Source organism: Parasphingorhabdus pacifica, from assembly GCF_054779195.1.
In genome coordinates this window covers 442,454-454,111 of sequence record NZ_BAAGYS010000011.1, presented here as the reverse complement: position 1 = coordinate 454,111, position 11,658 = coordinate 442,454, and the positions used below count along the sequence as shown (strand labels likewise).

Below are 11,658 nucleotides of genomic sequence, written 5' to 3'. Positions count from 1 at the left end.
ACGCTGATCAGCACGCGCCGGCACGCGAGAGGGGGATTCGTGAACGAGCCGGATCAGCCGCTTTCCGGGGAACCGCTACCGCGCGGGGCCCGCGAAGGCCCCGAAACCCCGGAATCGGACGCCGAAGCTCCCACCTCCGCGGCGGACGCCCCCGGGCGCCACACCGGACGCAGGGTCGCGGTGCTGACGGGACGTTCCGCCCTCGCGCTCCTGTCGGTGGCCGTACTGGTCGCCACCGCGGCGGGGTGGCTGGCCCTCGACCGGATCGCCGATGAGGTGAGCACCTCGACGGTGCTGGCCGAGACCGCTCCGAGCGCGCCGGTCGACAACGACTCCGCCACCGACATCCTGCTGGTCGGTAGCGACAGCCGCACCGACGCGCAGGGCGATCCGCTCCCGCTGAGCGTGTTGAAGGCGCTCCGCACCGAGCGGACCAACGGGATCAACACCGACACCCTGATCCTGGTCCGGGTCCCGCACAACGGCCGGACCCCCACGGCGGTCTCCATCCCGAGGGACGCGTACGTGCCGGTCACCGAGGACCGTTCGGAGAAGATCAATGCCGTGTACGGGTTGGCCAAGCGCCGCGCCACCGACCGGCTGGAGACCGACGGGAGCGCCCGATCCGAGAGGATCGAGCGGGAGTCGGCACTGGCCGGGCAGCGCGCGCTGGTCCGGAGCGTCCAGACGCTGACCGGAACGCGCATCGACCACTACGCGGAAGTGAACCTGCTCGGCTTCCACGAGTTCACCGAGGCCATCGGTGGCGTCGAGGTCTGCCTCAAGAAGGCGACCAGCGACAAGGACTCGGGGGCGGACTTCAGCGCGGGCAGGCAGACGATCCGAGGTGGGGACGCGCTGGCGTTCGTCCGGCAGCGGCACGGCCTGCCGCGCGGAGACCTCGACCGAATCGTGCGTCAGCAGGTGTTCATGGCGGCGCTGGCGAACAAGGTGCTCTCCAGCGGCACGCTCACCGACAGCGCGAAGCTGCGGGACCTGATGTCGGCCGCCAAGCGGTCGGTGGTGCTGGACGAGACCTGGGACATCCCGGGTTTCGCGCAGCAGATGCAGAGCCTGGCCACCGGCAGCGTGGAATTCGTCACTCTGCCCGTCGAGGACGCCACGGCGCGCAACGATCGGGGGCAGAGCATCGTGGCCGTCGACCGGGCACGAGTGCGCGAGTTCGTCACCGGACTGGCGAACGAGCCGACCGCGACAGGCAACTTCACCGGGTCCGCACCGCTGCGGTTGGACGGGTCCGCCCGGCCTGGGCAGCCCGCCACCGAACCGCCCCCGATCAGTTCGGCGGGGGTGCCGTGCGTGAACTGACCGCTCCGGCAACCCTCCGACGAACGGTGTCACCGGCCGACGCGGGCGCATCAGACGAGCAGCGCGGCGGCTACGCTCGCGGGTCGGCTCGTCGGTGCACGGGCTTTCCCTCCCGCGAATTGGAGTTTCGTTGAGCGTCACGCAAGCACTGCTGGGACCGCTGCTGACGAGCGGCGCGCCTCGGCCACTGATCACGCACTACGACGACGCGACCGGCGCCCGGATCGAGCTTTCCCGCGCGACGGTGGCGAACTGGGCGGCCAAGACGGCCAACTGGCTGGTCGACGAGCTGGACATCGAGCAGGAGGCACCGGTGTCGGTCGCGCTGCCCGCGCACTGGCAGACCATGGGAGTCCTGCTGGGTGCGTGGTGGTGCGGTGCGCACGTGACCTCCGATCCGACCGGGGCCGAGGTGGCGTTCGTTCCCGCGTCCGACACCGGGGCCGGCTCGGGCGCGCACGTGATCGCCGCCGTCGGCCTCGACGCTCTCGGCGGCCCCGTACGCGACCTACCCGATGGGGCGGTGGACTACGTTTCGGACATCCGGGTGCACGGGGACGACTTCACCCCGCTGATGCCGGTGTCGGGAAGTGCTCCCGCACTGCTGGGCGCCACCACCGACGAACTGCTCGACAGGACACGGGGACGAACCGCCGAGCTGGGCATCGGAAAGAACGATCGGGTGCTGTCCACCCTCGACTGGGACTTGTCCGGCGGGGTCGTCGACGGGTTGCTGACCGTGCTCTCGGCGCAGGCTTCCCTGGTGCAGTGCACCAATCCGGACCCGAGCAAGCTGGACCAGCGACGGGCCGACGAGCGGACGACGTTGGAACTCGGCGACCGGCCGGTCTGACCCGCGCGACGCGGCGACGTCGTTCGAGACCCAGCCACGTGGTTCACACCGCAGCCACGTGGTGCGAGACACAACCACAGAAAGCTACCAGCGAGTAGCCTGTGTTGCGTGTCAGAGATCGGGACCCTCTTCGAACCGCACGGCGACTTGTTCCTGCCGACCGAGGCAGCAGGCAACCCGTGGGGTGAACTCACCGGCGGCGGCCCGGTCGCGGGCCTGTTGGCGCGAGCCGTCGAGTCCGCCATCGACGACGACCAGCTGGTCGTCGCCCGGCTGACCGTGGACCTGCTGCGACCGGTCCCGCGCACACCCGTCGACGTCTCGACGCGTGTCCTGCGGGCGGGCAAGCGGCTGCAGGTCCTCGAAGCCGTCCTCACCGCCGACGGCGTCGAGCTCGCCCGCGGCGTGGCCCAAGCCCTCCGCCGCACCGACGTCGACGGTGACGGCCCGACGACACCGGTCCCGTTCGAGGGTCCGGAGGGCATCGAGGACGGCGCGCTCCTGCCCGCCGAACTCGGACTGCGGTGGGGCGTGCACGACGTCATCGACGTCCGCTGGATCGCCAACCAGCTGACCGAGGACGGCACCAGCAGGGCGTGGATGCGGATACCGCTGCCGCTGCTGCCCGGCGAACCGCTGAGCCCGCTCGCCAGGACCTCGATCCTCGTCGACTGCATCAGCGCCGCCAGTCCGCTCGGCACCATCTTCGGGCCGTGGATCAACAGCGACATCACGCTCTACCTGCACCGCGAGCCCGAAGGCGAATGGCTCGGCATGGAAATGACCCGCGACGTGCAACCCAGCGGGCTCGGTGTGGCGACGGCACGGCTGTTCGACGAACACGGCCCGGTCGGTAGCGCCAGCGAGGCCGTGCTGGTCAACCAGCTCGGCTGACCGGCCGGTCGACCGAGTCACCCGCACGAGACCGACCGGGCCACCCCGCGCGAGACCGACCGGGGGCCGTCAGCCCTCGTCGACCTCGGCCAGCAAGGCGGCGTGCTTGTCGTGGACCGCGCTCTCGAGGTTCGCCTGGAACCCGGCCATGCTCGCGCGCAGCCGGGCACCGCGCTGCCCGCTGTCGGCGGCGAGCGTGCGGACCGCCAGCAGACCCGCGTTGCGCGCGCCTCCCACGGACACCGTCGCCACCGGCACCCCGGCGGGCATCTGGACGATCGACAACAGCGAGTCCATGCCGTCGAGGTACTTCAGCGGGACGGGGACACCGATGACCGGCAGCACCGTCGCCGAGGCGACCATGCCCGGCAGGTGCGCGGCACCTCCCGCACCCGCGATGATCACCCGGATGCCCCGCTCGGCGGCGTTGCCCGCGTAGTCCAGCATGCGCTGCGGTGTCCGGTGGGCGGAGTACACGCCCACCTCGAACGGCACGTCGAACTCCGCGAGCGCCTGTCCGGCGGCCTCCATCACGGGCCAGTCCGAATCGCTGCCCATGATGACGCCGACCAGCGGTCGTTCCTCGGTCAAGATGTTCCTCCGGGAGGTCTCCGGCCACCGCCCCGGACCGCGGCCGGGGCGGGCGCTTCGCGTTCGGGTCAGTGAATTTCGTAGCCGTCGGGCCATTCGGCGTTCGACAGCCAGTGCGCGGCGAGACCGGCTTGCGAACGCACCTCGGACATCCGCTCACCCAGTACGGTCACGTGCCCGATCTTGCGGCCGGGCCGTGCGCTCTTGCCGTAGAAGTGCACCTTGGCGTGCGGGAAGCGGGCGAACATGTGGTGCAAGCGCTCGTCCAGGCTCATGGTGGGTTCTTCCGGAGCCCCCAGCACGTTGGCCATCACCACGGCAGGCGCGGTGAGTTCCGTGCTGCCCAGCGGGTAGTCGAGCACCGCGCGGAGGTGCTGTTCGAACTGGGAGGTCCGAGAGCCCTCGATGCTCCAGTGGCCCGAGTTGTGGGCCCGCATCGCGAGCTCGTTGATGACCAACCCGTCATCGGTCTCGAACAGCTCGACCGCGAGCACCCCGACGACTTCGAGCTGTTCGGCGATCCGCAGTGCGATGTTCTGGGCCTGCTCGGTCAGCTCCGGGGAAGCGTCCGGTGCAGGTGCCAGCACCTGCACGCAGATCCCGTCGGACTGCACGGTCTCCACCAGCGGCCACACCGCACCCTGCCCGAACGGCGAGTGCGCGACCAGCGCGGCGAGTTCGCGGCGCAACGGGACGCGCTGCTCGATGAGCAGCGGCGCACCACCGTCGAGCAGTTCGGCAACGGTGCGTTCGGCGCTCTCCCGCGAGTCGAGCATCCAGACACCACGACCGTCGTAGCCGCCCCGAGCGGTTTTGAGCACGCACGGCCAACCGTGCTCGTCGCCGAATTCGACGGCCTCCGCGACATTCGTCACCTCGGCGAACTGCGGCACCGGCAGCCCCAGCTCGGCGAGCTTGCGGCGCATCACCAACTTGTCCTGGGCGTGCAGCAGGGCGTCCGGTCCCGGGTGCACCCGCACGCCCTCGTCGGTCAGGGCGCGGAGGTGCTCGCCGGGCACGTGCTCGTGATCGAAGGTCACCGCGTTGCATCCCCGCGCGAACGCCCGCAACGCGTCGAGGTCGGTGTGGTGACCGATCTCGACGTTCGGTGATACGAGCGACGCCGGGTCCTCGGGCGAGGTCGCCAACACCTTCAGCGACTGCCCGAGAGCGATAGCGGCCTGGTGGGTCATCCGCGCGAGCTGCCCACCACCGATCATGCCGACAACTGGGGTTCCGGTGCGGTGGTCCACGAGCACCAGAGCTTAGAGGACGGTTCCGGACGAGCTCGCCGTCGGGAGCGCCGAACGGGACGTGGAGCACAACCGCTACGACATGTCGGCGAGCAGTCGGCAGGCCTCCCCGTGCTCGTCCGGGAGGCGGTTCTCCCGCACCCGCACCGGACCGCACGAGCGCAGGTCCGGGTCACTCCGCATCCGCTGGTTCGTCAACCGGCGAACCAGCTCGCAGCGCCCGTCCAGCGAGCCGTCCCGCCCGGCCAGCACCGCGGCCGTCGAGCCCCGCAGCAGGGTGAGCGTCTCCCCCGAGTCGAACACCGACCGCAGCACATCGGCAGCCACCACCATGCCCATCATGCGCGAGTAGCCGACAACGTCCTCGGTGAGGTCGAGGGTGACGGTGAGCAGGGCGTGGTCCAGGTTCGGTGCCCGCCGCCGCGCGACCGCCGCCCGGTACACCTCGTGCAGGCGCGTCCGCAGGTAGGCCGCCGTCGTCAGCCCGGTCAGGGGGTCCTCCACTTCGCGGCCGACCGCCTGCCGGTCCAGCTCCTCGGCCCAACCGATCGCGGTCGCCCGGACCAGGTGCGCGGGCACCACGTCCGGATCCGGCGCGATGAGCCCCTCGTGTCCGGCCGTGGACACCGCGTGCAGGGCCGCGAGATCGTGCAGCGTACCCGGTAGTGCGACCCCCGCCTCGGCGCGAGCGGCGCCGAACTCACCGAGGGAGGTGACCGGATTCCGCCCGGAAACCACGTCGAGGCAAACCCGGTCCACCGCGTCGGAGGCCCAATCGCTCGGGAACGGCCAACCCGCCGCGAGGCTCGCGGTCCGCCACTTGATCCGAAGCGCTCGCTGCCGTCCCGCCAACGAACACGCGCTCGCGGTGTCGGGGCTCACCCGCCACTTGTTCACCATCTCCTACCGCCTACCTTTCTGTGCACAGGAGGGACGGACGGATCTTTCGCCCATGACGGTGAGTCCGTGGTGCCGCGACGCTGGAACAGATCACAATTGCCCGCGGTAACGGGCCGGGCGGACCGCGCGTTCGGACCTGCCGCTGCGGGCGCTTGTTCCGGGGCGCGTTCCGGGGGCGCGTTCCGGGGCGGTGATCGGCAGCGACCCCACTCCGGAGACATTCCGGCAACGCGTGGAACACGAAGCGGTATCACCGGCCGGGTTCACCCGACCGGTACCTGTGAGGTCGGGCGAATGTCGGATTGAATACGGCATTCGGCGGTGCGTCGTGATCCCCGCGAGCGCATCGTGATCCCCGCGAGCGCATCCGCGGAGACCAACACCCCCGAGCGGGGGAGAAAGGTACGGGCGTGTCGACAGTGCCGGCCGAAACGCAGGGCCCCAGCGACGGGGAACTGATCGAAGCCGTGCGGAACGGTGAGTCCGCCGCGTACGCCGAGTTGTACGAGCGGCACGTCACCGCCGCGCACAACATGGCCAGGCAGGTGTCCCAGTCTCCGTCCGAAGCCGACGACCTGGTTTCCGAGGCCTTCGCGAAGGTCTTGGACACGCTGCGTTCCGGACGTGGCCCGAACACGGCGTTCCGCGCCTACCTGCTCACCGCGATCCGGAACACCGCGTACGACCGGACCCGTCGCGAGCGCAAGATCCAGCTCTCCGACGATGTCACCGCGGTATCCGGCGCGGACGTCAGCGTGCCGTTCAACGACACGGCGGTCGCCGGGCTGGAACGTTCGCTGGCCGCGCAGGCGTTCGAGCGGCTGCCCGAGCGGTGGCGAACCGTGCTGTGGCATCTGGAGATCGAAGGTGAGTCGGCAGCCCAGGTGGCACCGCTGTTGGGGCTCACGCCCAACGGTGTCTCGGCCCTCGCCTACCGGGCCCGCGAAGGCCTCCGGCAGGCATACCTCCAGGTCCACCTCGGCTCGCTCGACGGGAACGAGTCCGGTGTCGCGCAGTGCCGGGCGACCGCGGACCGGCTGGGCTCCTGGACCCGCAGCGGCCTGTCAAAGCGGGAGACCGCACAGGTCGAGACCCACCTGGACGGCTGCGAGCGGTGCCGCGCACTGGCCGCCGAGCTGACCGAGGTCAACGGCTCGCTGCGCGTGGTGCTCGCCCCTGCCGTGCTGGGCGCCTCGGCGCTCGGCTACCTGGCGATGAGCGGTGGCGGTACGGCGGCCGGATCGGCAGCCGGTACTGCGGCCGGTACTGCGGCCGGTACTGCGGCCGGGACCGGCGGTGTGGCCGGCGCTCTCGGTTCGGCACCCCGCCAGGTGCTCTCGAGCGTAGGCACCGTGGCCGCGATGATCGCCGCGATCGCACTCGCGCTAGCCTCCGGCAACGACACGGCGACACCTTCGGCGGCTCCAGCGGCCGCGCCACCTCCCGTTGTCGAGCCCGAGGAGCCAGCGCAACCGCCCGCACCCGAACCACCACCCGCACCCGAACCACAGCCCGAGCCTGAACCACAGCCCGAGCCGCCGCCTGCGGTACCGCCCGAACCGACCCCGGCTCCCGAACCGGCCCCCGCGGCACCCGCACCACCGGCCAACCTCGAACCGTCCCTGCACGCTTCCGGCCCGGCCGAACCGGTCCGGCTGGTGGGAGGGGGTCCCGGTGAGACGGTGCCGATCACGGTGAGCAACAGCGGTACCGCCACTTCCGACCCGCTGACCGCGGACATGTCGCTGCCGCCGGGGATCAGCGCAACCCTGCCGGGATCCGTCTCGAACTCCGGCCCCGCGGGCACCTCACCGCAAAGCGCTTCGAGCGGTGCGACCGCCGTGCGGACCCAAGCCACCGAGTCGCGCCCCGTCAGTTGCGAGCAGCGGCCGGGCGCGATCAGCTGCGTGACCCACAGCGGTCTCGCCCCCGGCGAGTCGTTCACCTTCGACTTCCGGGTGCGCGCCGACGAGAGCGCGACCGGCGGCGAGATCTCGACGGTCGTGCAGGCCGGTGGGCGAATCGAACTGCCGCTGTCGGCCATTCCGGTCCAGGTGAGCCCGCCCGATGTCGACGACGTCGCGGTCGAAGCCTCCGGGTGGGGTGACGTGCCCGCGTTGAACAGCTGGCTCAGCATCAACGTCCGCAACACGGGCACCTCCACCGGCCTGGCCGAAGCGTCCGCCCGAGTTCCCCGAGGGGTGCTGCCGACCGGACTCCCACCCAGGTGCGAGACCTCCCCGAACGCGCCGGTGATCCGGTGCGCGGCCGAGCTGGAACCGGGCGAGAAGTTCACCGGCCGGATCTGGTTGAGCACGTGGCCACTGCCCACCGAACGAGGCGAACAGCGCAGCGCGCACCTGGTGACGATTCCGGTCACGGCCACGTTGGGGACCGCACGGGACGACACCTCGGCCGAGATCCGGTTGTGGCACCCGTGGAAGCCGTTCCCTCCGGGCGATCCGGACGTGGACGAGCCACCCGCGAACCAACCGGCCTGCACGCATCCGTGGAAGCCGGTTCCCGCGCAGTGGGTTTCCGAGACCGCGTGCTGGCTGCCTCCGGACTCCGCACGCCCGCCGTGGCTGCCCGAGCCCTCGGAGCCGACCACGACTTCCCAACACCCGGACGGCACGCCGGGCGGCGACTCGAACGAGCCGGACGCCCCGGACACCACCGAGAAGCCGGGCAACACAGAGAAGCCGGGCAACACAGAGAGCCCGGACACCACCGGACGTCCGAGCACCACGGAGAGCCCCTCGACCACGGAGAGCCCCTCGACCACGGAGAGCCCGTCCACCACGGAGAGCCCGTCCAGCACGGAAAGCCCGTCGGCCACGGAAAGCCCGTCCAGCACGGAGAGCACCGGTGAGACCACGGACGAGCCGCAGCAGTCCGAGACGTCGACGACACCGCCATCGACGACGCCGACCGACCCCGGCAACTCTTCCGGCGCACCGCCGTCCCATCCGGGACAGAACGGGCATCACCCACGAGGACGTCCGCACGAGGAGGCTTGAGCTCGACCGGAACCGCCCGCCGCCCGCCCCGGGCCCCTACACCGACCGGGGGACGGGCGGCGGACGCTCCGTAAACTCGAGCCCGTGTCCGTTGTCGACTCGGTACTGGCCCACGCCCCCAGCTTCTGCCGCGCGATCGCTATCCGACACCGCGAACTGCTCAAGTTCGGGATCGTCGGGGCGGTCACCTTCTTCATCGACACGGCCATCTTCTACACGCTGAAGCTGACGATCCTCGAACCCAAACCCGTCACCGCGAAGGTCATCGCGGTGCTGGTCGCCACGATCGTCTCCTACGTGCTCAATCGGGAATGGTCGTTCCGCACCAGGGGCGGCCGGGAACGCCACCACGAGGCGGCGCTGTACTTCCTGTTCAGCGGTATCGGTGTCGCCCTCTACGCCGCCCCGCTGTGGATATCCCGGTACATCTTCCACCTGCACACCCCGTTCACCACACGGCTCGTCGAGGAGATCGCCGACTTCACGTCCGGGCAGATCATCGGCCTGCTGGCAGGAATGGCGTTCCGCTGGTGGGCCTTCCGCCGGTGGGTCTTCCCCGCCGACGACACGGTCGAGGACGTGCGCGAGGCACGCGCGCGGCAGGACTGACCGCGCGACGAACCGCCCCGGCCCGCGGAACCTGCCCACCAAGCCCGGCTGATCGCCGCCCCGCGAAAATCGCTCAGCGCGGGGTCTGGTCGGTCTTCCAGGGCACGCCGAGCACGTCGTCGGCGCGCGCCACCGGCAGGAAAATCTCGAACGTCGCGGGCCGAGCCAGGCTCAACTCCAACCGCCCACCATCGGCCTCCACCAGAGCGCGGGCCAACGCCAGTCCCACCCCGGTGGACCCCCCTCCGGAGAAACCGCGTTCGAAGACGTACGGAACGATCTCGTCCGGCACCCCGGAGCCGCTGTCGCTGACCTCCACGATGACCGTCCCGCTACCGTGCCTCGCGTGCAGCGTGACCGTGCCCCTGCCGTGCCGCAACGCGTTGTCCAGCAGCACACCGATGGCCTCCCGCAGTCGCGTCTGGGTAGCGCGAGCGAGGAGCCCTTCGGAGACCCGCAACCGCAGGCTGCAGCCGTTGTCCCGCAGCACTTCGCGCCACTCCGACGCGACGTGACTCAGCTCGGCCGACACGTCCAGCGGTTCGGCGTCCCGCGCCCGTGCGGCCGTCGCCGCGGCCAGCAGATCGTCCAGCACGCGGGAAAGCCGTTCGGCCTGCTCCAGCGCCGCCGCGGCCTCCTCGGCGCTGTCCGGTTCCTCGGTTCCCGCGAGGGTTTCGAGTCGCAGGTGCAAGGCGGTCAGACGGCTGCGCAACTGGTGCGAAACGTCGCCGACCAGTTCGCGTTCACGCTGCACCAACTGCGACAACGCCGCTCCGGAGGCGTCGAGGGCATCGGCGACCCGGTCGAGTTCGGGTACCTGGTGTCGTTTCGGGTCGGCCCGGAAATCCCCCGCACCGAGTCGAGCAGCACGTGCCGCGACATCCCGGAGCGGACTGGACAGCTTCCGCGCGGTCAGCGTGGCGACGAACATGCCGGTTCCGGCGGAGAGGACGACCAGCATCACCACCAACCCGGCCACCTGCCACTGCTGGGCGCGCACCGGTGAGCTCGGAGCCGATAGCGTGACGCTGCCGCTCTTGACCATCGACGCCGACTCCTCGATCGGCTCCTTGCCGGGGTCCACACCCAGCTTGTAGACGCCCTTCTGGGTGCGCACGGTCAACATCGCCTCTCTCGGGACGGCGAGTCGAGCGGACTTGATGCTGATCGGCTCGTCGCTGGCCACCTGCTCGTCGAGGAGGGTCGCGATCTGCTGGGCGCGGTTGGACAGGTCGCCCCTGGTGAAGTCCTCGACCAGCTTCAGCGCGCTGAAGCCGAGCGGGAGACCGAGGACCACCGCGGTGACCGCGACCGCGAGCAGGGTCGCCTGCAGGATTCGCCTGCGCATGCTCAGTCCGCGTTGAACCGGAAGCCGACTCCGCGCACCGTCGCGATGCGCTGCTCGTCGGCTCTGCCGTTGCCGTCGCTGAGCTTGCGGCGCAGCCACGAGATGTGCATGTCCAGGGTTTTGCTGCCCTTGCGGCTCGGTTCGGGCCACACTTCTTCGAGGATGTCTTCCCTGGTGACGACTTGGCCCGCGTGTTGCATGAGGACGCGCAGCAGCTCGAACTCCTTGTTCGCCAGCTGCACTTCCCGCTCGTTGACCAGTACGCGGCGGGCGGTCAACTCCAACCGCACCCCGGATGCCTCCAGCGTCTCGGGGGAACCGCGGCGCAGCAGCGCCCGAATCCGGGCCATCAGCTCGGCCAGTCGGAACGGTTTGGCCACGTAGTCGTCGGCTCCGGCGTCCAGCCCGACGACGAAATCGACCTCGTCGGTCCGCGCGGTGAGCATCAGCACCGGCATCCCTCGCCCTTGCGAACGCAGTCGCCGGCAGACTTCCAGGCCGTCCATCTCGGGCAGGCCCAGATCGAGGACGAGCAGGTCGATGCCTCCGGAGGACGCCTCCCGCAACGCGGACGGACCGTCCTCGATGACCTGCACCGAGTACCCCTCCCGCTGCAGCGCTCTCGACAACGGCACAGCGATAGCTGGGTCGTCCTCAGCCAAAAGCACTACGCTCACGTATCCCAGCCTAGAGAGAGTGATTCCGTTCAGGGCAAGTGGCCGACCGATCAACCGCCTTCCGACCACGACGCCGCCCGGCCCACCTGCTCTCGGGCAACCGCACGCGGCGTTCGATTCGACCGTATCGTGCGGTTCTCGATGTTCCCACCTCCCGAAGCGGCGCGGCCGGGCGGACTCGGCG

Annotated in this window: 10 protein-coding genes; 5 read left to right on the top strand and 5 right to left on the bottom strand. The window is 70.4% G+C overall.

Features of this window, described 5'->3' with window-relative positions:
• Nucleotides 1-39 precede the first annotated feature (39 nt).
• The 3 genes from ACYVAN_RS19085 to ACYVAN_RS19075 all read left to right on the top strand — a co-directional run bounded on the left by ACYVAN_RS19085 (nt 40) and on the right by ACYVAN_RS19075 (nt 3,076).
• Nucleotides 40-1,329, top strand: coding sequence for an LCP family protein (locus ACYVAN_RS19085; RefSeq protein WP_460961501.1), 1,290 nt, complete (start codon nt 40-42; stop codon nt 1,327-1,329).
• 130 nt (nt 1,330-1,459) lie between these two features.
• Nucleotides 1,460-2,182, top strand: coding sequence for a TIGR03089 family protein (locus ACYVAN_RS19080; protein WP_460961499.1), 723 nt, complete (start codon nt 1,460-1,462; stop codon nt 2,180-2,182).
• 108 nt (nt 2,183-2,290) lie between these two features.
• The gene (locus tag ACYVAN_RS19075; RefSeq protein WP_460961497.1) at nt 2,291-3,076 is read left to right on the top strand and encodes a thioesterase family protein; all 786 of its coding nucleotides are present in this window, start codon (nt 2,291-2,293) and stop codon (nt 3,074-3,076) included.
• Between the two features lie 69 nt (nt 3,077-3,145).
• Here ACYVAN_RS19075 and purE read toward each other — a convergent pair whose 3' ends face one another.
• The 3 genes from purE to ACYVAN_RS19060 all read right to left on the bottom strand — a co-directional run bounded on the left by purE (nt 3,146) and on the right by ACYVAN_RS19060 (nt 5,820).
• On the bottom strand, nt 3,146-3,634 hold the full coding sequence (gene purE / locus ACYVAN_RS19070; RefSeq protein ID WP_460961591.1) for a 5-(carboxyamino)imidazole ribonucleotide mutase: 489 nt from the start codon (nt 3,632-3,634) through the stop codon (nt 3,146-3,148).
• A 101-nt stretch (nt 3,635-3,735) separates the two neighbouring features.
• Nucleotides 3,736-4,926 carry a 5-(carboxyamino)imidazole ribonucleotide synthase gene (locus ACYVAN_RS19065; RefSeq protein ID WP_460961495.1) on the bottom strand — a complete coding sequence of 397 codons (1,191 nt, stop codon included), beginning with the start codon at nt 4,924-4,926 and terminating at the stop codon, nt 3,736-3,738.
• Between the two features lie 69 nt (nt 4,927-4,995).
• On the bottom strand, nt 4,996-5,820 hold the full coding sequence (locus ACYVAN_RS19060) for a hypothetical protein (RefSeq protein WP_460961493.1): 825 nt from the start codon (nt 5,818-5,820) through the stop codon (nt 4,996-4,998).
• Nucleotides 5,821-6,230: 410 nt separating this feature from the next.
• Between ACYVAN_RS19060 and ACYVAN_RS19055 the strand changes: the two genes are divergently transcribed.
• Nucleotides 6,231-8,840: a sigma-70 family RNA polymerase sigma factor gene (locus tag ACYVAN_RS19055; RefSeq protein WP_460961491.1), complete on the top strand. Its 2,610-nt coding sequence runs from the start codon at nt 6,231-6,233 to the stop codon at nt 8,838-8,840.
• Nucleotides 8,841-8,924: 84 nt separating this feature from the next.
• Nucleotides 8,925-9,449, top strand: coding sequence for a GtrA family protein (locus ACYVAN_RS19050; protein ID WP_460961489.1), 525 nt, complete (start codon nt 8,925-8,927; stop codon nt 9,447-9,449).
• A gap of 73 nt (nt 9,450-9,522) precedes the next feature.
• Here ACYVAN_RS19050 and ACYVAN_RS19045 read toward each other — a convergent pair whose 3' ends face one another.
• Nucleotides 9,523-10,797, bottom strand: a complete 1,275-nt coding sequence (locus ACYVAN_RS19045) for an ATP-binding protein (protein WP_460961488.1) — start codon at nt 10,795-10,797, stop codon at nt 9,523-9,525.
• Nucleotides 10,798-10,799: 2 nt separating this feature from the next.
• Nucleotides 10,800-11,474, bottom strand: coding sequence for a response regulator transcription factor (locus tag ACYVAN_RS19040; RefSeq protein WP_460961486.1), 675 nt, complete (start codon nt 11,472-11,474; stop codon nt 10,800-10,802).
• Between the last annotated feature and the right edge of the window lie 184 nt (nt 11,475-11,658).